This is a genomic window from Alphaproteobacteria bacterium, assembly GCA_040218575.1.
GTDB lineage: Bacteria > Pseudomonadota > Alphaproteobacteria > JAVJRE01 > JAVJRE01 > JAVJRE01.
In genome coordinates this window covers 108,033-131,797 of the sequence record JAVJRE010000005.1, presented here as the reverse complement: position 1 = coordinate 131,797, position 23,765 = coordinate 108,033, and the positions used below count along the sequence as shown (strand labels likewise).

At 66.2% G+C, this 23,765-nt stretch carries 26 protein-coding genes; 18 read left to right on the top strand and 8 right to left on the bottom strand.

All coding sequences use genetic code 11. The annotated features are described in order from the left end of the window. Positions 1 to 10 precede the first annotated feature (10 nt). Together RIE31_06595 and RIE31_06590 are read left to right on the top strand one after the other, a co-directional pair. Entirely contained in the window at positions 11 to 1,213 is a 1,203-nt protein-coding gene (locus tag RIE31_06595; GenBank protein ID MEQ8640254.1) for a pyridoxal phosphate-dependent aminotransferase, read from the top strand. Positions 1,214 to 1,239: 26 nt separating this feature from the next. Further along, a complete protein-coding gene (locus RIE31_06590) occupies positions 1,240 to 1,503 on the top strand; it encodes a hypothetical protein (protein MEQ8640253.1) in 264 nt (87 codons plus the stop codon). 6 nt (positions 1,504 to 1,509) lie between these two features. On the opposite strand, the gene pyk is transcribed toward RIE31_06590, so the two are convergent. The 3 genes from pyk to RIE31_06575 all read right to left on the bottom strand — a co-directional run bounded on the left by pyk (position 1,510) and on the right by RIE31_06575 (position 5,265). Continuing rightward, positions 1,510 to 2,970: a pyruvate kinase gene (gene pyk / locus RIE31_06585; GenBank protein ID MEQ8640252.1), complete on the bottom strand. Its 1,461-nt coding sequence runs from the start codon at positions 2,968 to 2,970 to the stop codon at positions 1,510 to 1,512. A gap of 64 nt (positions 2,971 to 3,034) precedes the next feature. Continuing rightward, entirely contained in the window at positions 3,035 to 4,342 is a 1,308-nt protein-coding gene (locus tag RIE31_06580) for a glycerate kinase (GenBank protein MEQ8640251.1), read from the bottom strand. Then, positions 4,339 to 5,265 (bottom strand): DMT family transporter, encoded by a 927-nt coding sequence (locus RIE31_06575; GenBank protein ID MEQ8640250.1) that lies wholly within the window; start codon positions 5,263 to 5,265, stop codon positions 4,339 to 4,341. Before RIE31_06575 ends, RIE31_06580 begins: the two co-directional genes overlap by 4 nt. A 153-nt stretch (positions 5,266 to 5,418) precedes the next feature. On the opposite strand from RIE31_06575, the gene RIE31_06570 reads away from it, so the two are divergent. From RIE31_06570 to RIE31_06555, 4 genes are all read left to right on the top strand, one after another. Continuing rightward, on the top strand, positions 5,419 to 6,237 hold the full coding sequence (locus RIE31_06570; protein MEQ8640249.1) for an N-formylglutamate amidohydrolase: 819 nt from the start codon (positions 5,419 to 5,421) through the stop codon (positions 6,235 to 6,237). A 75-nt stretch (positions 6,238 to 6,312) separates the two neighbouring features. Continuing rightward, positions 6,313 to 6,606, top strand: coding sequence for a DUF1244 domain-containing protein (locus tag RIE31_06565; protein ID MEQ8640248.1), 294 nt, complete (start codon positions 6,313 to 6,315; stop codon positions 6,604 to 6,606). Positions 6,607 to 6,821: 215 nt separating this feature from the next. Beyond that, positions 6,822 to 7,064, top strand: coding sequence for a DUF2312 domain-containing protein (locus RIE31_06560; protein MEQ8640247.1), 243 nt, complete (start codon positions 6,822 to 6,824; stop codon positions 7,062 to 7,064). 8 nt (positions 7,065 to 7,072) lie between these two features. Further along, the gene (locus RIE31_06555) at positions 7,073 to 7,651 is read left to right on the top strand and encodes a class I SAM-dependent methyltransferase (GenBank protein MEQ8640246.1); all 579 of its coding nucleotides are present in this window, start codon (positions 7,073 to 7,075) and stop codon (positions 7,649 to 7,651) included. Here RIE31_06555 and RIE31_06550 read toward each other — a convergent pair. Then, positions 7,648 to 8,364, bottom strand: coding sequence for an SDR family NAD(P)-dependent oxidoreductase (locus tag RIE31_06550; protein ID MEQ8640245.1), 717 nt, complete (start codon positions 8,362 to 8,364; stop codon positions 7,648 to 7,650). The two genes, RIE31_06555 and RIE31_06550, sit on opposite strands and share 4 nt — an antisense overlap. A 171-nt stretch (positions 8,365 to 8,535) precedes the next feature. Between RIE31_06550 and RIE31_06545 the strand changes: the two genes are divergently transcribed. Next, a complete protein-coding gene (locus RIE31_06545) occupies positions 8,536 to 9,525 on the top strand; it encodes an NAD-dependent epimerase/dehydratase family protein (GenBank protein MEQ8640244.1) in 990 nt (329 codons plus the stop codon). On the opposite strand, the gene RIE31_06540 is transcribed toward RIE31_06545, so the two are convergent. Beyond that, on the bottom strand, positions 9,522 to 11,240 hold the full coding sequence (locus RIE31_06540) for an AMP-dependent synthetase/ligase (protein MEQ8640243.1): 1,719 nt from the start codon (positions 11,238 to 11,240) through the stop codon (positions 9,522 to 9,524). The genes RIE31_06545 and RIE31_06540 overlap by 4 nt on opposite strands. A gap of 120 nt (positions 11,241 to 11,360) precedes the next feature. Here RIE31_06540 and RIE31_06535 point away from each other — a divergent pair, with 120 nt between their 5' ends. The 6 genes from RIE31_06535 to RIE31_06510 all read left to right on the top strand — a co-directional run bounded on the left by RIE31_06535 (position 11,361) and on the right by RIE31_06510 (position 18,158). Continuing rightward, positions 11,361 to 13,148: a M3 family oligoendopeptidase gene (locus RIE31_06535; protein ID MEQ8640242.1), complete on the top strand. Its 1,788-nt coding sequence runs from the start codon at positions 11,361 to 11,363 to the stop codon at positions 13,146 to 13,148. Beyond that, positions 13,148 to 13,669 carry a hypothetical protein gene (locus RIE31_06530; GenBank protein MEQ8640241.1) on the top strand — a complete coding sequence of 174 codons (522 nt, stop codon included), beginning with the start codon at positions 13,148 to 13,150 and terminating at the stop codon, positions 13,667 to 13,669. The genes RIE31_06535 and RIE31_06530 overlap by 1 nt, the downstream gene beginning before the upstream one ends. Beyond that, positions 13,666 to 15,063, top strand: a complete 1,398-nt coding sequence (locus RIE31_06525) for an AarF/ABC1/UbiB kinase family protein (GenBank protein ID MEQ8640240.1) — start codon at positions 13,666 to 13,668, stop codon at positions 15,061 to 15,063. The genes RIE31_06530 and RIE31_06525 overlap by 4 nt, the downstream gene beginning before the upstream one ends. A 131-nt stretch (positions 15,064 to 15,194) precedes the next feature. After that, positions 15,195 to 16,373 (top strand): Re/Si-specific NAD(P)(+) transhydrogenase subunit alpha, encoded by a 1,179-nt coding sequence (locus RIE31_06520; GenBank protein MEQ8640239.1) that lies wholly within the window; start codon positions 15,195 to 15,197, stop codon positions 16,371 to 16,373. Next, positions 16,366 to 16,761 carry an NAD(P) transhydrogenase subunit alpha gene (locus tag RIE31_06515; protein MEQ8640238.1) on the top strand — a complete coding sequence of 132 codons (396 nt, stop codon included), beginning with the start codon at positions 16,366 to 16,368 and terminating at the stop codon, positions 16,759 to 16,761. Before RIE31_06520 ends, RIE31_06515 begins: the two co-directional genes overlap by 8 nt. A 5-nt stretch (positions 16,762 to 16,766) precedes the next feature. After that, positions 16,767 to 18,158, top strand: a complete 1,392-nt coding sequence (locus RIE31_06510; GenBank protein ID MEQ8640237.1) for an NAD(P)(+) transhydrogenase (Re/Si-specific) subunit beta — start codon at positions 16,767 to 16,769, stop codon at positions 18,156 to 18,158. 153 nt (positions 18,159 to 18,311) lie between these two features. On the opposite strand, the gene rpsU is transcribed toward RIE31_06510, so the two are convergent. Continuing rightward, complete coding sequence (gene rpsU / locus RIE31_06505; protein ID MEQ8640236.1) at positions 18,312 to 18,512, bottom strand: 30S ribosomal protein S21; 201 nt, start codon at positions 18,510 to 18,512, stop codon at positions 18,312 to 18,314. A 241-nt stretch (positions 18,513 to 18,753) separates the two neighbouring features. Between rpsU and RIE31_06500 the strand changes: the two genes are divergently transcribed. The 3 genes from RIE31_06500 to RIE31_06490 all read left to right on the top strand — a co-directional run bounded on the left by RIE31_06500 (position 18,754) and on the right by RIE31_06490 (position 20,899). Further along, positions 18,754 to 19,365 (top strand): peptide deformylase, encoded by a 612-nt coding sequence (locus RIE31_06500; protein ID MEQ8640235.1) that lies wholly within the window; start codon positions 18,754 to 18,756, stop codon positions 19,363 to 19,365. Position 19,366: 1 nt separating this feature from the next. Continuing rightward, the gene (locus RIE31_06495; GenBank protein MEQ8640234.1) at positions 19,367 to 20,062 is read left to right on the top strand and encodes a COQ9 family protein; all 696 of its coding nucleotides are present in this window, start codon (positions 19,367 to 19,369) and stop codon (positions 20,060 to 20,062) included. A gap of 114 nt (positions 20,063 to 20,176) precedes the next feature. Then, positions 20,177 to 20,899: a GGDEF domain-containing protein gene (locus tag RIE31_06490; protein ID MEQ8640233.1), complete on the top strand. Its 723-nt coding sequence runs from the start codon at positions 20,177 to 20,179 to the stop codon at positions 20,897 to 20,899. A 9-nt stretch (positions 20,900 to 20,908) separates the two neighbouring features. Here RIE31_06490 and RIE31_06485 read toward each other — a convergent pair whose 3' ends face one another. Then, a complete protein-coding gene (locus tag RIE31_06485) occupies positions 20,909 to 21,109 on the bottom strand; it encodes a DUF465 domain-containing protein (GenBank protein MEQ8640232.1) in 201 nt (66 codons plus the stop codon). A 96-nt stretch (positions 21,110 to 21,205) separates the two neighbouring features. Here RIE31_06485 and RIE31_06480 point away from each other — a divergent pair, with 96 nt between their 5' ends. Together RIE31_06480 and RIE31_06475 are read left to right on the top strand one after the other, a co-directional pair. Further along, entirely contained in the window at positions 21,206 to 22,312 is a 1,107-nt protein-coding gene (locus RIE31_06480) for an ATP-dependent 6-phosphofructokinase (GenBank protein ID MEQ8640231.1), read from the top strand. Continuing rightward, on the top strand, positions 22,312 to 22,962 hold the full coding sequence (locus RIE31_06475) for a hypothetical protein (protein MEQ8640230.1): 651 nt from the start codon (positions 22,312 to 22,314) through the stop codon (positions 22,960 to 22,962). The genes RIE31_06480 and RIE31_06475 overlap by 1 nt, the downstream gene beginning before the upstream one ends. Before the next feature lie 52 nt (positions 22,963 to 23,014). Here RIE31_06475 and RIE31_06470 read toward each other — a convergent pair whose 3' ends face one another. Next, positions 23,015 to 23,674, bottom strand: a complete 660-nt coding sequence (locus RIE31_06470; protein MEQ8640229.1) for a DUF1013 domain-containing protein — start codon at positions 23,672 to 23,674, stop codon at positions 23,015 to 23,017. Positions 23,675 to 23,765 lie beyond the last annotated feature (91 nt).

Below are 23,765 nucleotides of genomic sequence, written 5' to 3'. Positions count from 1 at the left end.
GTCACCTGTCATGGGATTTCTCGCCTCGCGCCTCGACCGCGTCCGGCCATCGCAGACCGTTGCCATTACCACCCTGGCGCGCGACCTGCAGGCGGCCGGTCGCGACATTATCGGCCTTGGCCAGGGAGAGCCTGACTTCGATACGCCCGAGCACATCAAGGCGGCGGCCATCAAGGCGCTGCAGGACGGCGATACCGGCTACCCGCCACCCAACGGCTCGCCGGCCCTGCGCCAGGCCATCTGCGACAAGATCAAGCGCGACAATGGCCTGAACTACGGGCTTGACCAGATTCAGATCGGCGTCGGCGGCAAGCAGATCCTGTTCAACGCCCTGATGGCGACGATCAATCCCGGTGACGAGGTGATCGTGCTGGCGCCCTATTGGGTCAGCTACCCCGACATGACCGCCATGTGCGAAGGCGTGCCGGTGGTGGTGACGGGGCGCGAACAGAATGGCTTCAAGGTAACCGGGCCAGAGCTGGAGGCGGCTATTACGCCGAAGACCAAGTGGGTCATCCTCAACAGCCCGTCCAATCCTACCGGCGCCGCCTATACGCGGGCCGAGATGAAGGGGTTGACCGACGTTCTGAAGAAGCACCCGGACATCTGGGTGATGAGCGACGATATCTATGAATACATCCTGTTCGATGATTTCAAGTTCGTTTCGCCGGCGGAGATCGAGCCGTCCCTGAAGGACCGCATGTTGATCGTCAACGGCGTGTCGAAGGCCTATTGCATGACCGGCTGGCGGCTCGGCTGGGGGGCCGGCCCGAAACCGTTGATGGCGGCCATGAACAAGGTCATGAGCCAGTCCACCACGTCCACATCGTCCATTGCCATGGCCGGTGCGCTGGCGGCCTATACCGGTCCCCATGACTTCATTGCCGAACACAATGCGGTCTTTCAACAGCGCCGTGACCTGGTGGTCTCCATGCTGAACCAGGCGCAGGGACTGACCTGCCGCCGGCCGGAGGGGGCGTTCTATGTCTATCCGTCCTGTGCCGGGGTCATTGGTCGCAAGGCGCCGGACGGCAAGACCATCGACAATGACGAGGCGTTCGCCGCCTACCTGCTGGAAACAGAAGGGGTTGCGGTGGTGTTCGGCGATGCCTTTGGCCTGTCTCCCTATTTCCGCATCTCCTATGCGACCGCCACGGAGCTGCTGGAAGACGCCTGTACGCGTATTCAGCGCGCCTGCGCCGCACTCAGCTAAGGCTGGCAGAGCCGGCAGGGCCCCTGATGTCCCGCAAGCAGATACCCCTGCCGCTGGCCCTTGTCCTGGCGGTTGCCGGACCGGCCGGGTTGCTGGCGTGGGCCTGGGCCGGCGATGTCCTGTCCACTGCTCATCACGCGGCAGCGGTCCTCGGCATCGCCCTGGCATCCGTGGTGTGGGTCGCGGCGCTGGCCTGGTGTCTGGGTGGCGGCGAGGCGGCGCTGGCGGTACGCGAACACCGGGCGCGCCAGCGCCTGCGCCAGAGGGCTGCGGCGACGGCGGACCATTAGTCCGGACTAAAGCAGGCTGTTCAGGGATTCAGAAGCATCGTCCTGGCGGACCGTGGCCACATTGGCGACGCGCAGCAGGTTGGTGGACCCGGCTGTGCCGAAGGGTACGCCAGCGGTGATCACCAGCCAGTCATCGTCCCCGGCAAAGCCTTCACGACGGGCCACACTGATCGCCTTGTCCACCATGTCATCGGCATCGCGGGCGTCTTCCGTGCGCACGCAATGGACGCCCCACACCAGACTCATGCGCCGCGCGGTCACCGCGCTGGGAGTCAGGCCCAGGATCGGCACCTGCGGCCGCTCCCGCGCCGCCCGCATGGTTGTTTTACCGGTCAGCGAATAGGTGATGATGCAGGCGGCGTTGATGGTCTCCGCCACCTGGCCGGCTGCCGCGGTGATGGCGCCGGCGACATTGGTTTCGGGCCGCGCATGAACCGAATCAATCACCATGCGGTAGTGGGTGTCGCCCTCCACCCGGCGGATGATCCGGCTCATCATGGTAACGGACTCGACCGGATGGGCGCCGGCCGCGGTTTCGGCCGACAGCATCACCGCATCGGCCCCGTCATAGACCGCGGTCGCCACATCGGAGGCCTCCGCCCGCGTCGGCGCCGGACTGTTGATCATGGATTCCAGCATCTGGGTGGCGATCACCACCGGCTTGCCGGCCTGGCGGCAGGCGCGGACGATACGTTTCTGCAGGCTGGGCACATCTTCCGGCGGCAGTTCGACCCCCAGATCGCCGCGGGCCACCATGACCGCGTCGGCCAGCGCGATGATTTCATCAAGCTGCTGAATGGCGGCGGGCTTTTCCAGCTTGACCATGATGGCCGCCTTGTCACCGATCAGGGCACGGGCTTCCGCCACATCCTCCGGACGCTGAACGAAAGACAGCGCCACCCAGTCCACGCCGATCTTCAGCGCTGTTTTCAGGTCCTTGCGATCCTTGTCGGTCATCGGTGACAGGGGCAGCAACACACCGGGCACGTTGACACCCTTGCGGTCGCGAACGGTGCCGCCGGTCATGACTTCCGTATCCAGAGCATCGGCCCCGGCACTCACCACGCGCAGGCGCAACCGTCCGTCGTCCAGCAGCAGTTCGCTGTCCGGTCCCAGGGCGCCATAGACCTCGCTATGGGGGAAACAGACGCGGCGATTGTCGCCTGGCGCCGGATCGAGATCGAGGCGGAAGGGCTCCCCGGCCTTCAATGTCGCCGATTCCCCCGTGAATACGCCCAGCCGCAGCTTGGGGCCCTGCAGGTCGGCCAGGATGGCTATAGGCCGGTCGCTCTCGTCTTCCAGCATGCGGATGGTGGCGGCGCGCGCCCGGTGGTCGTCCGCGGTGCCGTGACTGAAGTTGAGGCGAAAGATATCAACGCCGGCGAAAAACAGATCCGCAATCACCACCGGATCACTGGACGACGGGCCCAGGGTGGCGAGGATCTTTGCCGCCCGGTTGCGCCGCATCATGGCTTGGCCCTGCGGGCGGCGCAGGGTTCGGTTGGGTTATGGCGAGTCATCATAGTCGCGGTCATGACGCCTGAGGGTCGGACGGGTGGCAAATCAGTGTGGCCCTGAAATCATTAACATTCGTCAGTGTCGGGCCCGTGACAATCAGGCCGCCGGTGGCGGAAAACAGGCTGTAGGCATCGTTGTCGTCCAGTCGGGCCGCCGGGTCCAGCCCGCCACGACGGGCGCGCTCCAGCGTCGCCGGGTCGAAGACGACGCCGGCGGCGTCGGTGATGCCGTCGATGCCGTCGGTGTCGCCGGCGAGCCCGGCAATGCCGGCGGCGCCGTTCAGCGCCACCGCCTGGGCCAGTGCATATTCCGCATTACGCCCGCCTTTGCCGGTGCCGCGCACCACCACCGTGGTTTCGCCGCCACTCAACAGGACCAGTGACTGGCCGGCGGCCAGCGCCGCCTGACGGCGCAAGGCGAGGGCGGCATGGTCCTGGCCGACCGTGCGGGCGTGCCCTTCTATGGCATCGCCCAGATTTTCAACGCCCACGCCGGCTTTTTCGGCCAGCGCCGCCGCCGCCGCCAGCGCCGCCGCCGGCGAGGCAATCATATGATAGGCGTGGCCGGCCAGCCGGGGATCGCCCGGCTTCGGCGTCTCGTCGCCGGCTTCGCGCAGGATGCGGCTGGCGGCCGGCGGCAGGTCCAGGCCATAGCGGGCGACGATGGTGCGGGCCTCGCCATAGGTGGACGGGTCGGCGACGGTGGGGCCCGAGGCGATGACCGACGGGTCGTCGCCCGGCACATCCGATATGGCCAGGGTGACGACCCGGGCAGGTGCCGCGGCGGCGGCCAGCCGGCCGCCCTTGATGGCCGACAGGTGCTTGCGCACCGCGTTCATCTCACTGATGGACGCCCCCGCCCGCAGTAACTGGCGATTGATGTCCTGCTTGTCAGCCAGGGTCAGGCCGTCGGCCGGCGCCGCCAGCAGGGCCGAGCCGCCGCCAGAGATGAGGCACAGCACCAGGTCATCACGAGTGAGCCCGCGTACCAGTTTCAGTATGCGCCGCGCCGCCGCTTCGCCGGCCGCATCTGGCACCGGATGGGCCGCTTCGACAATCTCAATGTTCTTGCACGGCGCGCCATGGCCATAGCGTGTCACCACCAGACCGGACAGGGCGCCACGACGGCCGTCGGCCGCCCATGCCTGCTCCACCGCCTGGGCCATGCGCGCGGAGGCCTTGCCGGCGCCGATCACCAGGGTGCGGCCGGCCGGCGCGGGCGGCAGGAATGGCGGTACGCAATTGAGCGGATCGGCGCTGGCGATGGCCGCCCTGAACAGGTCTTCCAGAAAGGCGCGGGGGTCGTCCAACGGCCGGCTCACGGCGTTGCCATCACCGGCCGCCGCCGGCCTTTGCGGGCGATGAACACGCCACCCAGAACGATCACGCCGCCTATGGCCTGCAGCGGCCCTAAAGCCTCCGCCAGCAGCAGCCAGGCGAGAATCGCCGCCGCCACTGGCTGCAACAGCAGACCGACGGAGACGAATGTCGCCGGCAGATGGGCCAGCGCATAGGCGATCAGGCCCTGACCGCCCGCATGGGATACCGCCGCCAGGCCAAGCAGCACCAGCCAGCCGGACAGGGTTGTCGCCAGCAGGGGTTCGCCCGCCACCAGCAGGGCCGGCAGCATGATGAGAGCGGTGAACAGGCTCGACCAGAAAATGATGCGGCCCGGTCCGTGCTGGCGGCGCAGGCGCTCCACCACCAGGAAATAGCAGCCATAGAAGAAGGCCGTAACGATGGATAGCCCGTCACCCACAAGGGTGGATGCACTGACGGAAATGCTGTCGCCCATCAATACGGCCATGCCGGCAAATGCGACGGCCATGCCGGCCAGAAACAGGCGCGTCACCCGCTCGCGGAAAATCAGCCACGCCACTAGCGTGACAAAAATGGGCGCAGTGTTGGGTAACAGAGTGGCATTGGCGACTGATGTCAGGGCGATGGAGAAGTGCCAGAAGCCGAGGTCACCGGCGAAGCACAGTCCGGCCAGGGCGAACAGCGCCAGGTCGCGCCGGGTCATGGGCCGATGGGCGGGTGTCTCCACCGGCGTCGCCGCCAGCCACAGCCACAGCATGGGCATCGCCAGCAGCGGTCGCCAGAAGGCCGTGCCAAGCGGGCCGATTTCGCTCAGCCGCACGAAGATCGGCGCGAAGGCGATGGCCAGCGCGCCACAGGCCAGCGCGGCGAGAGCCAGACGTTCGCGTCGGGCAAGCTGAACAATATCAAGCGATGTGGCGGACATGGCGCCTGTTCTAGAGCAGTCGCGGGCCGGATGGAATTGCCGCTGCTGGCCCGGCGGCCAGCCGGGATTTCATCCGGCCGTGTGCGGGTGGCGGTTCTGCATAGCCCTGGCCGCCGTTAGACTGCCCGTCCCCGCGTGTGCCGGAGGTGTCCCATGCCATTGATCGGTCCCGATGATCCACCGTGTTTTGACCGCCTGGCCGGCCCGGCGGACGCGCGTGTGTTGCTGGTCTGCGATCATGCCAGTGCGCGGATTCCGGCCTCGCTCAAGGGGCTGGGCCTGAGCGCGGCTGATTTGCGCCGTCATATTGCGGTGGATATCGGTGCTGCGGCGCTGACTCGCCGTCTGGCGGCGGCGCTGCGGGTGCCGGCCATTCTCGCCGGCTATTCGCGGCTGGTGCTGGACGTCAATCGGCCGCCCGGCCATCCCACCGCCATCCCCCAGGTGAGCGATGGTACGACTATTCCGGGCAACCAGGGCCTGTCCCGGACCGCCAGACAGGCGCGGCACGATGCGCTGTTCGTCCCGTACCACCACGCCATCGCCATGGAACTGGACCGCTTGTCTGCCGCCTGTGAAGCGCCGGCCTTGATCTCCATTCACAGTTTCACGCCGGTCTTCGACGGCCAGGTGCGGCCGTGGCAGCTCGGCGTCCTGTGGGACTATGACCCGCGTATGGCGGTGCCCCTGATGGAGGCGCTGGCGGCCGATCCGGCTCTTACGGTCGGCGACAATCTGCCCTATTCAGCCCGCAACGAGACCGGCTATACCGCCGCTACCCACGCCCAGCCGGCCGGCCGGCCCCATGTCATGATCGAAGTGCGGCAGGATCTGTTGAGCGACCCGGCCGGCGTGGCGCACTGGGCCCATGTGTTGCTTGGCGCCCTGCGGCCGATCCTCGCCGACGGGACGCTGTACAAGCGCCAGATGCACCGTCGTACTCCGGCCTGGCAGCCGGACCACATGGCTTGACGGCAATGCTGGACAGCGCGCCGCCGGCGACCTAGCTCTAGCCCCACCGGCCATCCGACAGAGAGGGACCCGACCATGGACGACAAGACCCGGACGGAACTGGAAGCGGCGGCCTTTCGCCAGCTTGTGGCGCATCTGCGCGAACGCACCGACGTCCAGAATATTGACCTCATGAATCTGTCCGGTTTCTGCCGCAACTGCCTGTCCAAATGGTATCGGGCAGCGGCGGAGGAGCACGGCCTCGCCATGGATTATGAGGCGGCGCGGGAGATCGTCTATGGCATGCCCTACAGCGAATGGAAGGCGAAGTACCAGCGCGAGGCCACCGCCGAGCAGAAGGCGAAGTTCGCCGACAGCCATTCTCACTAGGCCGATCCCCCTGGCCGGCCTGCTTCGCCGGTCCATCGGGCTGGCCAGCTAAACCGGCCGAACGCGACGGCACCATTGTGCGCGCCGTCGCGCCCGGCGTGCCAGGCATTGCCCCTCTCTCGGGGGCATGGTTGCACCGGCCCGGCCCGCTTCCTATCGTGCGCCCCTCGCGGCCGCAGTGCGGTTGGTCGCGCATTTCACGCCAGGAGCCAGACATGAATGACCTGCAGGGCAGTGCGGCAGAGCGGCTGCGCAGTTTCATCGAGCGTATTGAACGGCTGGAGGACGAGAAGGCGGCGCTGGCGGCCGACATCCGGGAAATCTATGGCGAGGCCAAGTCCTCCGGCTTCGACGTCAAAATCATGCGCCAGATCGTTCGCCTGCGCCGCATGGACTCTGCTCAGCGGGCGGAGCAGGAGGCCCTTCTCGACACCTACCGCAGCGCACTTGGTTTGTAGGCCCTTTCATGGATGATCTGCCGCTGCCGCCGGCGTGTCTGGCGGTGATCGAGCGGGACACAAATGCAGCCGGCTTCGCCATGCCATCGGAGCATCGCACGGGCGCCCTGCTGCGTCTGCTGGCGGCCAGCCGGCCGGGCGGCCGCATGCTGGAGCTGGGCACAGGTACGGGGCTTGGCACGGCCTGGCTGCTGGACGGTATGGACCGCGCCGCACACCTCACCAGCGTCGATCCCGATGCGGCGGTGCAGGCCATTGCCCGTCGCCATCTGGGTGACGATCCACGGCTCAACCTGGTGACCGGGCCGGCCGAGGACTGGTTGCCGCGAGCCTCCCCTGGATCATTTGATCTCATCTTCGCCGACGCACTGGTCGGCAAGTATGAACGGTTCGATGAGGCCTTCCGCCTGCTGCGGATCGGCGGGCTTTATGTGGCGGACGATATGTTGCCGCAGACCAACTGGCCGGATGGTCATGGGCAGCGGGTGGCCGCTCTGCTGGTAGCGCTGGATGGGCGCGCCGATGCGCGGGTCGTTCGCCTGGCCTGGGCCAGCGGGCTGGTGTTGGTCGTACGGACCGACCCCTAGAACTTCTCCACCCACGGCCGGAGATCCAGTTCCTGAGTCCAGGCGCTGCGGGGCTGGCGGTGCAGGTGCACATAAGCGTCGGCGATGGCCTGTGGATCGAGAAACGAATCCTCTGGCTGGTCGCCCATGCGCGGGTGGCTGCGACCCTCGGGCGGGCGGATGCCGCCGTCGATATTGACGTGCGCCACATGCACCCCCCTTGGACCCAGTTCACGGGCCAGACTCTGGGCGATGGCGCGCAGGCTGAACTTGACGGCGGCAAAGCCGGCGAAGTTGGCGCCGCCGCGCATGCCGGCGGTGGCGCCGGTATAAATGATTGTGCCCGCACCGGCCGGGACCATGCGGCGTGCCGCTTCCTGGCCAGTGACGAAGGCGCCCAGAGCGCCGGCCCGCCAGGCCTGGGCTATGGCTTCAGGCTCGATGTCCAGGGCGCTGCCGCGAACGCCGGCGCCCACATTAAAGACCACCAGGGTTGGCGATCCCAGGTCCTTGTCCACCGCCGCGAACAGGGCGGCGAGGGCGGCAGGATCACCACTGTCGCAGCCATAGGCGCGCGCGCCACTTTCCTGGCAGAGCGCTTGCAGCTTGTCTGGTGAGCGCGCCACCGCCGCCACGGCCATACCCTCGGCGGCAAAGCGCCGGACACAGGCGCTGCCCAGTCCCGGCCCCACGCCCACTACAATAGCGACTTCAGAGACTTCCTGGTTCGCCATGAGTTGTCCTCCCGTTTGTGCCATTGGATTCGTGCAATCCTGCAATCAGCCTAACCTCCGCCATCGTCTTTGGAAAACCGGCCGCCGGTGGATGAACGGGAGGCGCTGACACGCTATAGCAGTCGCGAGCAGCCGGGCCATCAGGCGGGCCATCAGACGGGGCTAGAGATCATGACCATACTCGTCACCGGCGCTGCCGGATTCATCGGTTTTCATGTGGCCGAGGCATTGCTGCAGCGTGGCGAATCGGTGCTCGGTCTCGACAATCTCAACGCCTATTACGATGTGCGGCTTAAGGAGTCGCGCCTTGCCCTGCTGCACAATCACGAGCGCTTTCGCTTTCAGCGGCTGGATATCGCCGATCGCGCGGCCATGGAGAGTCTGGAGGCCGCCGGCGTCGACCGCATCGTCCATCTGGCGGCACAGGCCGGTGTGCGCCACTCCCTCATAGACCCCTACGCCTATGTCCAGGCCAACCTGCTGGGCCATCTGACGGTCATGGAACTGGCCCGTCGTCTGCCCGGCTTTCGGCACATGGTCTATGCCAGCTCGTCATCGGTCTATGGTGGTAACACCAAACAACCGTTCAGCGTGGAGGACCGGGTGGACAGTCCGGTATCGCTTTATGCCGCCACCAAGCGGGCGGACGAGCTGATGAGCCACAGCTACAGCCATCTGTTCGCAATTCCCATGACGGGACTGCGCTTCTTTACGGTCTATGGTCCGTGGGGCCGCCCCGATATGAGCGCCTATATCTTCACCCGGCGGATTCTCGCCGGCGAGCCTCTGGCGGTCTTTAACCACGGCCGCATGAAGCGGGACTTCACCTATATCGACGACATCGTTGCCGGGGTTCTGGCCTGCCTCGATTCACCTCCGGCCGGCGGCGGGCCGGCCGGCGGGGATGCGCCGCATCGTGTCTACAACATCGGCAACAACCGGCCGGAAGACCTGCTGCATTTCATTGATCTGATAGCGCGTGCCTGCGGCCGCCCGGCAAAGCTGGAGATGAAACCCATGCAGCCAGGCGACGTGGCCGAGACCTATGCTGATATCGACGCCATCAGCCGGGATGTGGGCTTTCGCCCCACCACCTCTATCGAAGACGGCATACCGCGCTTTGTCGCCTGGTATCGCGAGTATCACGGCGGCCAGCCTTAGCTCTGGCGGTACAGCGCCTCCAGACGGTCTCCATAGGCCTGTCGAATGGCGTGGCGCCGAATCTTCAGTGACGGCGTCATCATACCGTTTTCAGTGGTGAAGGGATCGGTGGTGACGGCGATAGCGCGTACCCGCTCGACCGGTGACAGTTCGCGATTGACCCGGCCCACCACCTCCATCAGCGCCGCTTTCAGGTCACCGTCGCCATGGCCCGCCACGAACTCTTCGTCCGGCACCAGCAAAGCCACCAGATGCGGCCGACGGTCACCATAGACCATGGCCTGGGCGATCTCCGGCTGCAGGGTAAGCATGCCCTCGATGCGCTGCGGCGAGACGTTGTCGCCACCGGAATTGACGATAATGTCCTTCTTGCGGTCGGTGATTTCGATCCGGCCCCTGTCATCCAGTCGGCCAATGTCGCCGGTATGAATCCAGCCATCGCGCAACACTTCGGCCGTCGCCTGCGGATTGTTCCAATAACCCTGCATGGTCAGTTCGCCGCGGACCAGGATTTCGCCGTCGTCGGCAATGCGCACCTCCGCCCCTTGAATCGGCGGGCCGACCGATTCCATACGGACACTGTCGGGCCGGTTGCAGCTCACCACCGGCGCCGTCTCCGTCTGGCCATAGCCTTGCAACAGGCGCAGGCCCAGCGCCGAGAAGAACAGGCCGATCTCCGTATTGAGCGGCGCACCGCCGCTCACCAGGGCCTTGAGGCGGCCACCGAAGCGCTGCTGCACCTTGCGGCGCACCAGGCGATCCAGCACCAGATTGGTAAGCCGTTCACTGAGGCTCAGTGAGCGTGGATCGAGAAACTTTTTCCGGCCCAGCGCCAGCGCCCGGTCGAACAGTCTCTTTTTCAGTCCGCCCTGGCGGTCCATGGCCGCATTGATCCGCCGGTGCATGGTCTCATAGAGACGCGGTACCGCCGTCATGATGGTCGGACGCGCCTCCACCATATTGGCGCTCAGGGCATCAATGCCTTCCGCATAATAGATCTGCGCACAGATGCTGATGGGAAAGAACTGGCCGGCGGTGTGCTCATAGGAATGGCTCAGCGGCAGAAAGCTGAGGAAGACCTCATCGTCCAGGCCCAGGGCCAGCAGCAGGTCGAAGGCGCCGCTGCAATTGGACACAATCGCCCCATGGCTCAGCATCACGCCCTTCGGCACGCCGCCGGTGCCTGATGTGTAGATGATGCAGGCGGTGTCACCGCGGCTGATCTGCCGGACACCGTCGGCAATGGTGTCGGCGTCGGCCGCGCCATCGGCCACAATCCGGTCCCAGTCATGGATGGTGACGCCGGTGGTCTGCTTCAGTCCCGGCGCCTCCATGGCGATGACGTGGCCCAGCGCCGGCGCGGCGATGGCTGCGGGCAGCAACCGGTGGGCCAGGCGCGCCGAAGAGACGATGGCCGCGCTGGCGCCACTGTCCTGCAGGATGTGGCGGTGGTCGTCGGACGTGTTGGTGGTATAGGCCGGTGTGGTAATGGCGCCGATGCTCATGATGGCCAGGTCGGCTATCAGCCACTCCGGCCGGTTCTCCGCCACCAGAACCACGCGGTCGCCGGCCGCGACTCCCAGGCGGCGAAGCCCCGCTGCCAGGCGGCGCACCTGATCGGCCGTCTCGGCCCAGCTCAGCGATTGCCAGCGACCCTGCGTTTTGCGCCACACGAACGGCGCATCGCCCATGGCGCCGGCGCGATCGAAGAACATGGCCGGCAGGCTTGTCCAGCCGTCGTAATCCTCTACTTTCACGATGGCACCATTCCCGGTCCTCCCGGCACCGTCGCTGGCCGTCCAGCGTCCCGTGGTCCGCAGCCAGAATATAGCCTGATGCCTGACAGCAAAGACAAACCCCCTTGCACCGACCTGCCACGGTGGCGTCTGGATGATCTGTTTCCTGGCCCCGAATCGCCGGACCTGGCGGCGGCTCTGACGGCCGCGGCCAGCGGGGCAAAGGCGCTGGCGGATCGCTATGCCGGTCGTCTCGGCGGGCTGTCCGCGGCCGGTCTGGCATCGGCCATTGGCGCGCTGCAGGCGGTCGAGGAAGGCCTCGGCCGCATAAGCGCTTATGCGGATCTGACCTTTGCCGGCGATGTCAGCGACGCCGCGACCGGTCGTTTGGTACAGCGCCTGCGCGAGCAGGTCTCCGACATAGCCGCGGGTCTCGTTTTCTTCCGGCTGGAAATCAACCGTCTTGACGATGCGGTCTTCACGCGGATGGTCGCCGACCCCGCGCTGGCGCGCTGGCGGCCATGGCTCGATCAGGTGCGCACCTTTCGTCCGCACAGCCTGGCGGATGATCTCGAACGTCTGCTGCACGACAAACAGGTCACCGGCAGCAGCGCCTGGGCGCGTCTGTTCGACGAGACGATGGCCGATATGCGGGTGGTGGTGGACGGTGAGAGTCTGCCTGAGACCGAAGTGTTGGAACGGTTGAGCGATACGGCCCCCGAACGGCGTCAGGCCGCCGGCCAGGCCTTCGCCGGGGCCCTGCGCGAGCGCCGCCGGTTGTTCGCCCTGATCACCAATACCCTGGCCAAGGACAAGGCCATTGAAGACGGCTGGCGCCACTATGGGCGGCCGGTATCGCCGCGCAATCTGGCCAATCAGGTGGAAGACCCGGTGGTGGATGCGCTGGTCAGCGCGGTGACCGGTTCCTACGAGGCACTGAGCCACCGCTACTACCGCCTGAAGGCGACGCTGTTCGGTGTGGACCGTCTCGCCTGGTGGGATCGCAATGCCCCGCTGCCCGGCGGCGAGCGACAGATCCCGTGGCCCGAGGCGCGGCGCTTTGTGCTGGAGGCCTATGGCGCTTTCGCACCGGAGCTGGCGGATATCGCCGGGCGGTTCTTTGATGGCGGATGGATCGATGCCCAGGTGCGAGCGGGCAAGGCCGGTGGTGCCTTTGCCCATCCCACGGTGCCGGCTGTGCACCCCTATGTTCTGTTGAGCTATCAGGGCAAACCGCGCAGCCTGATGACCCTGGCCCACGAACTGGGTCATGGCTGTCATCAGGTGCTGGCCGCAGGGCAGGGCTATTTCCTTTCCCAGACACCGCTGACCCTGGCGGAAACCGCCAGCGTTTTCGGCGAAATGCTGGTGTTCCGTCGGCTGCTGGCGGCAGAGGATGACCCGGCGCGTCGGCGCGTCCTTCTGGCCGGTAAGATCGAGGACATGCTCAACACCGTGGTCCGCCAGATCGCTTTCCATCAGTTCGAGACAGGCCTGCATGAGCGCCGCCGTAGCGGTGAGCTGACGGCTGACGATATCGACGCCCTTTGGATGGAAACCCAGAGCGAGAGCCTGGGTCCGGCCATCCGGCTTGATGACGACTACCGCACTATGTGGGCCTATATTCCCCACTTCCTGCACACGCCCTTCTACGTCTATGCCTATGCTTTCGGCGACTGTCTGGTGAATGCGCTGTATCAGCGCTATCAGGACGCCCCCGACGGCTTTGCCGCGAAATATCTCGATCTGCTGCGCGCCGGCGGGTCCATGCGTCATGGCGAGCTACTGGCGCCTTTCGGCCTGGACGCGGCGGATCCGGCCTTCTGGCGCGGTGGCTTGGGCGCGGTCAGCCGGCTGATCGACGAGTTCGCCACGGTGGTTGACTGATGGCGGTTGCCGGCCCGGACGGCGGACATGCCGCCGCTGCCGCCCGTCAGGCGGTCGCGCCACTGGTCGATACGTTTCGCCGTACCGGTGGCCTGCCGGACGGATTCTGGGACGATGCCTATGTCTTCGGCTATATGGGCGGCACCGCGGCCATGGCCGCGCGGCTGGCGGCCGGCGGCTCGCTGGACGAAGAGACGCTGGGCGAAGTGGTGCTGAGTGTGCTTGAGGAATGCGCCGGCCGCGACCGGGACTGGCTGGCCGGCCGCGCCGAAGCGCTCCACGGCGCGGCCGATGCGGCCTTCGCTGAAGGGCGGCGCAATGCTGAAAAGGTGATGACCGTCGCCATGGGCGGCAGGCAGTTCGACAAGGACCCCGACGTTCGGGCGGCGCGCGACCTGGTGCAGCGTATGCGGGCCATGAAGCTGTTGCAGAAAAATGCCGAGCCCAGGGCCGATGTAGCCGCCTGCCTGCAGACCCTGTTGCTGTTTGACCGCGTGCGCCATAGCGGGGACGAGAGATGAGCGGGCGCAAACGCGCCGGCTCGGGCGAGACGCCGCCGCCCGACCGTGAGGATGAGAGCCGCCTGGGTGGTCGTCTGATGCGCTATGCCCGGGTCGGCACCACGGTTGGCGGTCTGGCGGCTCGGCTGGCGGCCAGTCGCTATCTCGGCGTCGGCCTCGACCAGGATCGTCACGCCAGCGACCTGCGCGCGGCATTGGGCGGCCTCAAGGGTCCTCTCATGAAGGCGGCCCAGCTTCTCGCCACAATTCCCAATGCGGTGCCGGATTCCTATGCGGTGCAGTTCGCCGAGCTGCAGTCCAACGCGCCACCCATGGGCTGGCCGTTCGTCCGCCGCCGCATGGCGGCGGAGCTCGGTAGCGACTGGCAATCACGTTTCGCGTCTTTTTCCCATGAGGCGGCCCATGCGGCATCGCTGGGCCAGGTCCACAAAGCGGTGCATCCCGATGGCCGGCTGCTGGCCTGTAAGCTGCAATATCCCGATATGCGTTCGGCTGTGGAGGCGGACCTCGATCAGTTGCGTCTGGCCCTGTCGCTCTATCAGCGCTCCGACGGCGCCGTGAACATGAGCCACATCCAGGAGGAACTGGCCGCCCGCCTGCGTGAAGAGCTGGACTATGAGCTGGAGGCGGCGCACGTCCACCTCTATCGCCTGATGCTCAAGGACGTCGCCGGCGTCCATGTACCGGAAGTGGTGGGTGCGCTGTCCACCCGTCGCCTGCTGACCATGACATGGCTGGACGGCGGACGACTGCTGGATGCAGTGGATCTCAGCCAGGCAAAACGCAACGCCATCGCCCACAACCTGTTCCACTGCTGGTATGTGCCGCTCTATCGCTTCGGTGTGCTGCATGGCGACCCCCATCTCGGCAACTACACCGTGCGCGACGATGGCTCCGTCAACCTGCTCGATTTTGGCTGTATCCGCATCTTTGAGAGCAAGTTCATCGGCGGTGTCATCGCCTTGTACGAGGCCATCCGCGATGGGGATGAAGCCAAAGCGGTCAGTGCCTACGAGGCCTGGGGATTCACCGGCCTGTCGCGCCAGACCATCGCCACACTCAATCTGTGGGCCAACTTCATCTATGGCCCGCTGCTGGAAGACCGGCCGCGCACCATCAATGAAGGCGACGAGGCCGAGCGGGGGGTCTATGGCGCCCGCGTCGCCAATCAAGTCCATCGGGACCTGCGTCAGCAGGGTGGGGTGACTCCGCCCCGGGAGTTCGTCTTCATGGATCGTGCGGCAATTGGTCTCGGGTCGGTGTTCATGCGGCTGGGTGCGCGGCTCAACTGGCATGCTTTGTTCGAGTCCCTTATCGAAGGCTATACCGAGGTATCCATGACCCGTCGTCAGGCCCGGGCCATGAAATCTGCTGGTGTCGACGCTCCTCTCTGACGGCGCCGTTACGCGCCGGCCTGCCTTTGAAACAAAGGCGTGATCGTGTATGTCAAACAGGCAGGTCACGGCCCATCGGTTGGCGCCTCTACCCTGTCGGTCCGGCTACAAACCGTTGGTGCACACGCAGCATGAAGGTCGTTGCTCCCAAAGAACGACGGGACGGGGAAACACGGGTCGCGATTGTGCCCGATGCCGCGCGACGCCTGATTTCCCTGGGCCTTGAGGTCGCTGTAGAGGCCGGCGCTGGCGCCTCCGCGGGATTTTCGGACGAAAGCTACGCAGAGGCCGGCGCCACCGTCGTGGCGGATGCGGCACAGCTTTTTGCCGCCGGCGATATCGTCTTCAAGGTGCAGCGACCGCTGACCGCGAACGAGGGTGCGCCCGACGAACTGGCCATGATGAAGCGCGGCGCCATGCTGGTAGCCTTGCTGTCCCCCTATGACGGCGCCGAACCGGCCAAAGCCTATGCCGCCGCCGGCATTGACGCCTATGCCATGGAGTGGATGCCGCGCATCAGCCGGGCGCAGTCCATGGACGTCCTGTCGTCACAAGCCAATCTGGCGGGCTATCGCGCGGTTATCGACGCAGCCCACGCCTTTGGCCGGGCCTTTCCGCTGATGATGACGGCGGCGGGCCGGATCAATCCGGCAAAGGCCTTTGTCATGGGGGCCGGCGTCGCCGGTCTGCAGGCCATCGCCACGGCCCGGCGTCTTGGCGCTGTAGTCTCGGCGACGGACGTCCGGCCGGTAGCCAAAGAGCAGGTGGAAAGCCTTGGCGCCACGTTCGTCATGGTCGAGTCGGAAGAGACCCGTGCGGCCGAAACATCGGGCGGCTATGCCCGGGAAATGAGCGCCGAGTATCAGGCGCAGCAGCAGGCCCTGATTGCCGAGACCATCAGCGATCAGGACGTGGTCATTACCACGGCGGCGATCCCCGGCCGGCCAGCGCCAAAGCTGGTCAGCGAGGACATGGTGCGCTCTATGCGCCCGGGGTCGGTCATTGTCGATCTGGCGGTGGAGACCGGCGGCAACTGCGCGCTGAGCGAGGCCGGCGCTGTGGTGGAGCGGCACGGCGTCACCATCATTGGTCACCGCAATGTGCCGGGCCGGTTGCCGGCGGATGCGTCGGCGCTCTATGCCCGCAATCTGGTCAATTTCCTGACCTCGCTGATTGATCGCGAATCGGGTGCGCTCAAGATCAATCCCGACGATGCCATCGTCGCCGGCACGGCGCTGACCCGCGACGGTCAGGTGGTCCATCCCAACTATCTGCCCAAGGCGCCATCCGAGGAGACGCACAATGGCTGATCCGATCCTGGTTGGCGGCGTTGCCGACACGCTGTCACGACTGCCGGCGGAGGCCACGTTGCTCCTGGCCCAGGTGGGCGGTCATGGCGAGGCGGCGGGCCGTGATCCGCTGCTTTTCGGTCTGACCGTTCTGGTTCTGGCCGTGATCGTTGGCTACTACGTGGTGTGGAGCGTCACGCCGGCGCTGCATTCGCCGCTGATGGGCGTCACCAACGCCGTCTCCAGCGTCATCATCGTTGGCGCCCTGATCGCCGCCGGCCCGGCGGAGTTCGGCCTGTCCAAAGGGTTTGGTTTGGCCGCGGTGGTTCTTGCTTCGGTCAATATATTCGGCGGATTTATCGTCACCCAGCGCATGCTGGCCATGTTCCGTCGCCGCAAGCGCGACTGACGGCCATGACCCCCGAACTCGCGGCCATTGGCTATCTCATCTCCGGCGTGCTGTTCATCGGCGCGCTGCGCGGGCTGTCCCATCCGGAATCCGCCCGGCGCGGCAATGTCCTCGGCATCTCTGGCATGGCCATTGCCATAGCCGTGACGCTGGCCCTGCCCGGTGTGGTCAGCCTGGTGGAGATCATCCTCGGCATTGCCATCGGTGGCGCCATAGGGGCGGTGATCGCGCTGCGCATCAAGATGACGGCCTTGCCGCAACTGGTGGCGGCGTTCCACAGCCTGGTCGGTCTTGCCGCCGTCTTCGTCGCCGCCGCGGCCTTCCTGGCGCCGCAGCGCTTTGACATCGGTGTGGTGGGCGATATTCACACCATCAGCCTGATTGAAATGAGCATCGGCACCGCCATCGGCGCCATGACCTTCACCGGCTCGATCATCGCCTTCGGCAAGCTGCAAGGCATCCTCAGTGGCCGGCCGCTGGTTTTTCCGGCACAGCATGCCCTGAACGCCCTGCTCGGCCTCGGCCTTATCGCGATGGTGGCGTGGCTGGTGATGGCCGGGGAAAGCTGGACCTTCTGGTCCATCGTCGGCGTTGCCGGGGTGCTGGGCGTCACCATGATCGTGCGCATCGGCGGCGCGGACATGCCGGTGGTGATATCCATGCTGAACAGCTACTCCGGCTGGGCCGCCGCCGGCATCGGCTTTACGCTTGGCAATGATCTGCTGATCATCACCGGGTCGCTGGTCGGCTCGGCCGGCGCCATCCTAAGCTACATCATGTGCCGCGGCATGAACCGGCCGTTTCTCAGCGTCATTCTTGGCGGCTTTGGTGGTGAGACCGCGGCGGCGGCCAGCGCCGGCGGTGAGGACCGCAGCGTCAACCAGGGCGCGGCGGATGATGCCGCCTTCGTCCTGTCCAATGCCGCTTCCGTCATTGTCGTTCCGGGCTATGGCATGGCCGTCGCTCAGGCCCAGCACGCCTTACGCGAGATGGCCGATATCCTCAAGGAGAAGGGGGTAGAGGTGCGCTACGCCATTCATCCGGTGGCCGGCCGGATGCCCGGACATATGAATGTCCTGCTGGCGGAAGCCAATGTGCCCTATGACGAAGTGCTGGAGCTGGACGAAATCAATCGCGACTTCGCCAAGACCGAGGTTGTCTTTGTCATCGGCGCCAATGATGTGACGAACCCGGCGGCGCTGCATGACGAGGCCAGCGCCATCTATGGCATGCCCGTCCTTCACGTGTGGGAGGCGCAGCAGGTGCTCTTTGTCAAACGGTCCATGGCATCGGGCTATGCCGGTGTGGAGAACGAGTTGTTCTTCCGTGACAACACCATGATGCTGTTCGGCGACGCCAAGAAGATGTGCGAGGACATCGTCAAGGCCCTGGGCTAGTAGGCCCGGCCTGGAGTGAGGGATAGCGGGCCCGGTCGCGACGGCTTGCGCGGTCAGGGTGAGCCTCACGAACAAAACCGCGCCGGAGGGCGCGGTATGTCAGAGCTGGCAGAACAAGAGGATCGGTCGGCGCCTGATCGGCGCCGCGGCGGTCTAGCTTTCGCGCTCGGCGCGCTTGCGGGCCAGCTTGCGGGCACGCCGGATGGCTTCGGCCTTTTCCCGCGCCCGACGCTCGGACGGCTTTTCATAGCTGCGGCGCAGCTTCATTTCGCGGAATACGCCTTCGCGCTGCATCTTCTTTTTCAGCGCCTTCAGGGCCTGATCGACATTGTTATCACGGACGACGACTTGCACGTGGATGAACCTCCCCGGTTCGGCATGCGGCAAAACGAACCCGCTACAGGCGCCGGCCGGCTATGGCCAGCGTTCTGCAACGGGTGGCGGACCCTAGCACAGGCTGGCGCCTGGGGGAAAGGGCGGGTTTTAGGGCGACCGCAGGGCAGGCGCTGTCAGGCTGGCTGGGGCCGGCCCCAAAGCCCTATAGTGGGCGCGGGGTAGCAGACTCTCACGACCCGCGTCCAGCCAGGAAAAGATCATGGCCATTCGTAAGATCGCCCGCATGGGGCACCCCGTCCTGCGCCGTCCGGCGGCGCCGGTGCATGACCCGCGGGCGCCGGAAATCCGCCAGTTGATCGCCGATATGGTGGAGACCATGGAGGATGCGGACGGGGCCGGGCTGGCCGCGCCGCAGGTCCATGTGGGGCTGCGCGTGGTGATGTTCCATGTGCCAGCGGACCGCCAGTCTGCCTCGCTGGATGGCAGCTCGGCGGCGGACGACTCGGATGATGATGGGGGTGATGACGGGGCGGTGCCCCTGACGGTGCTGATCAACCCTGTAGTGGAGCCGCTGGATAGCGACACGGCCCTGGGTTGGGAAGGCTGTTTGTCGGTGCCGGGCCTGATGGGCGCGGTGCCGCGCTGGCGGCGGGTGCGCTATCGCGGGCTGGATCCGGACGGCAAGGTGATCGAGCGCGAGGCCGAAGGATTTCATGCTCGCGTGGTGCAGCATGAATGCGACCATCTCGATGGTATTCTCTACCCGCAGCGCATGAGCGACCTGTCGCTCCTGCTGTTTGCCGAGGAGACGCGCCACGGCTTGCCGGATCTGCCGTCGGATGGCGAGGATATTGATGTGATGGTGGACTGACATGGCCACGCCCGTTAACGCCGACGCTGATCTTGCGGAGGCCGTTTTGGCCAGGCTGGAATCCCACCTGCCTTTCGATGGCTGGTCGGAGCAAAGCCTGATCCGAGCCACCACTGATGCCGGCCTGCCGCGGGGCGCCGTCTGGATCGCCTTTCCGCGCGGCATCGGCGATGCTCTGCCGGCCTGTCTGGCGCGGCACCGGGTGATGCTGGCCGACCGGCTGGCGGCGGCCGACCTGGCTGGCATGCGGGTACGCGACAAAGTCGCGCTCGGTGTGCGCGTGTGGCTGGAGACATGGCCGGCCGACCGCGAAGCCCTGCGTCGCACCCTGGCGCGGCTTGCCCTGCCGGGACACGCCCGGCTGGCGGTGGCTGATCTGTGGAGCACCGCCGATGTCATCTGGCGCGCGGCCGGCGACCAGGCCAGCGACTTCAATCACTATACCAAGCGGGGCCTGCTGGTCGGCGTGCTGGCCACCACGCGCACCGTGTGGGTGGCGGACGACTCCCCTGGGGCCACTGCCACATGGGGCTTTCTGGAGCGCCGCATCGGCGATGCTCTGCGCTTGCCGCGGGCCGCCCAGCGGCTTGGCCGGATCGCCCGCTGCCTGCCGTCGCCGGTGGCTTTCTTGCGTCGCCGTGCCACGGCCCGCGCAGCGGCCAGGCCGGCCGGTCGCCCGGCTGACGAGCCTGTCTGACGCCGCTGACCGGCGCGGCCGGGGCTGCCTAACGAATTGTTAACTATGACTGCCCATGCTCGCTTCCCTGGCGGGGCCTGACTCCCGCCGGCGTTAGGCTATGGACGGACGGGCATGAAAATCGACGGCACGCGCAAGACCAACGAAGCGGCGCATGCTGCCTATCGCAGCACCGTTAAGGCCACCGGCGGCGGTCAGGCCCGGGTCGTCCGTTTTCCCGACAGCAGCACCGTTCTCGGCATCCCCGATGGCGAACTCACGCCTAAGGTGCGGCACGCCATTGAATCCCTGATGGCGGAAGTGGAGCGCCTGCGTAACGAACTGGCCGAACAGACCCGGCGGATCGGCTATCTGGAACGTCTGGCGGACGAGGATTCACTGGTGCCGGTCGCCAACCGCCGCGCCTTCGTCCGCGAGCTTGGCCGGATGTTCGCCTATGCCGAGCGCTACAAGGTGAGCGGCGCGGTGCTCTATTTCGATATCAATGACATGAAGACCATCAACGATAAGCATGGTCACGGCGCCGGCGATGCGGCCCTGTCTCTGGTCGCCAATGTGCTTATCGAGCAGGTGCGTGAATCTGACATTGTCGGGCGATTGGGCGGCGATGAATTCGGCGTCCTGCTGGCCCAGACCGACCAGGCCGGCGCCAACGAAAAGGCTGAACGTCTGGCCAGCGCCATCATCGACCGCCCTTTGCAATGGAACGGCGGCGTGATCCCCATCACCCTGTCCTATGGCGCCCATGCTTTTTCCGGCGGCGACAATCCGATCTCCGCCCTGGAGGCGGCCGACCGGGCCATGTATGTGCGCAAGCAGATGCAGCGACCGGCCTGAAGCCTCTGCTCAGGCAATAATGTCAGGCAGGAGGCGGCTCTCAAGCCGCTGAATCTGGTCCTTGAGGGCCAGTTTTCTTTTCTTGAGCCGTTGCAGGGTCAGTTGATTGAACGGTCCGCCTTCGACGACGCGCGCGATGACGTCGTCAAGCTCCTCGTGCTGGGCCTTGAGATCAGCCAGCCGTATCGCTACTTCGTCATTGTCGTCCATGGGGTTCGACGGGTCGCCTGAAAGGGCAATCAGATTAACAGGCCGTCGCCGCACACGCACTCCCGTGCCGCGGTCAGCGCGGCCGCGGAGCGCTGTATGACCCGGCACATCGGCGTCTTAACCAGTGGCGGTGACTGCCCGGGTCTCAACGCCTGCCTGCGGGCGATCACTCTGCGGGCTGTCCACACCTATGGCTGGCAGGTGAGCGGGTTGCTGGATGGCACGCTCGGCTTGCTGGACAATCCGCCGCGCAGCCGCTCGCTGACGCCGGCGGATTTTGGCGGTGATGTCTTTCGCCAGGGCGGAACGCTGCTTGGCACCACCAATCGCAATGATCCTTTTGCCTGGCCCATGCCCGACGGCAGCCGGCGTGATCGCTCGCCTGAACTGATCGCCGGCTGGCGCCAGTTGGCTCTTGACGGGCTGATCGCCATTGGCGGCGATGGCAGCCTGGCCATTCTCCGGCGTCTGGCGCAGCAGGGCGGCATTCCGCTGGTCGGTGTGCCGAAGACCATCGACAATGATATCGCCGTGACCGAGAACGCCATCGGCTATGACACGGCCGTGTCCGTCGCCGTCGAGGCGCTGGACCGGTTGCAGCCCACCGCCGCCAGCCATCACCGCATCATGCTGCTGGAGGTGATGGGCCGTGACGCCGGACATATCGCCCTTTATGCGGGCATTGCCGGGGGCGCCGACATCATCCTCATTCCAGAGATCGCCTGGCGGCTGGAACCGCTGGTCGCGCGGCTTGCGGCCTTGCGCCGTGGCGACGCGGGGCGCACCACCGGCAGCGCCCTGGTGGTGGTGGCGGAGGGGGCGAGAACGCCGGACGGGCGGCAGATCCGGGTCCGGGAGAAAAGCGGTAAGGGCCGGCTTGGCGGCATCGCCACCTGGCTCGGTCGTCGCCTGGCCGATGCCATCGGGGCGGAGGTGCGGGTGACCACCCTTGGCCACCTGCAGCGGGGCGGCGCGCCGACGCCACGGGATCGGTTCCTGGCGGCGGCCTTTGGCGCCGGTGCGGTCGATTCCATGGCCGCCGGGCACTATGATTGCATGATTGCCTGGCAGAACCGCCAGACTGTGCGGGTGCCGTTGGCCGATGCTGTGGCCAGCGGGCAGCCGGTGGACCTTGCCGGAACCATGTTGCGGACCGCTCGCGGTCTTGGCGTGTGCTTTGGCGACGAGCCGGGAGAAGCGTGATGGCAGCGGAGCAGCCGACGTCGGCCCACAAGGAGCAAGACACCTTTGCCGCACTTGCCGCGTTTGCCGCGCGACTGGAGGCAGCGGAAGACGCCCACCAGGCCGTTGGCGATCTTGCGTCACGCCGCGGTTGCAACCGGGACCTGCTTATTTTGCTGTGCTGGCTGGCGGCAAGCGGCCGGCCGGCGCTCGACGGCGATGCTATCGCGGTTCTGCTGGACACCGCCGATGCATGGCGCCGCACGGTCAGTGATCGGGTTGCAGAGATGGCGCTGCAGGCCCAGGCGCAGTCGGCGCTTCTGCCTCCGGCCACGCTGGATAGCTTTCTGCGTGATGCGGCGGCCCTGGAACTGAGCGCCCGCCATATAGAGCGGGCCCTGATGCTTGACGGTGTGGCTGACAGCTCGGTCACCCCGGCCCCCGCGGCCGATGACCATGCGGCCGCGCCGGCACTGGCACACAGCCTGACAGCCTATTTCAGCGCATTGGGGATTGCCGCTGTTCCGCGCGACAGGGTCATGGTGGCGCGGCTTCTGCGCTTTGTCGCCCCCCATCTGCCGATCGACAGGGTAGAGACCCTGTCCCGGCTGGAGGCTCTGGTCGGCGACGGCCGATCCATCTTCCAGCACGAGGTCAACTGGGTGCGCTGAACGCGGCTCCGCTCAGGCGGCCACAGTCGCCCGTTGCGCCTGGCACAGCCCGTCAGTTGTTGGAGACAAACCCCGCAATGGCTGCCGCCGCCGCGGCAGTGGCACTCTGCCGACCCTCATCCGCCGGCTGAGCCGGTGTCTCGCCCGGCGTCTTGTTCCGGGACTCAGTGTCGCTCTTGTCCTTGCCGCTGGTCTTGCGGCGGATTTTCGACACTGCATCGTTGAGGTCTGTATAGGTGCACAGACCCGCATCCATCGGGCTCTTGGGCTGCAACTGGTTGCTGTCGCGATGGGTGCCTTCGCGGATAGTCTTGACCGTGGGCTTGGTGGTGCCGATCAGACGACAGATCTGGGCGTCGGACATATCGGGATAGCGCCGCACCAGCCACAGGATGGCTGCCGGCTTATCCTGGCGCATGGCCACCGGCGTATACCGTGCGCCCTTGGCGCGCCGCTGCAACTCCGGCAGGTCACGATCCTGCATCTGCACAGGCTGCAAGGCATCGGCTTCACAGCGGCGAATTTCCTCGGCCGACAATTCGCCAGCGGCAACCGGATCGCGACCCTGGATGCCGGTCGCCACTTCACCATCGGCAATGCCCTGCACCTCAAGCGGATGCAGGCCGCACAGCTCGGCAATCTGGTCGAAAGTCAGGGTGGTGTTGTCCACCAGCCAGACCGCCGTCGCCTTGGGCATCAGCGGGTGGGCCATCTTGGAGTCTCCCCAATAGTCATCATGCCGCCTGAGAAAGGCGGCCCGGTTTCGTCAATAGATAGTGGCCATGCCAGCCAAGGTCAAAGCG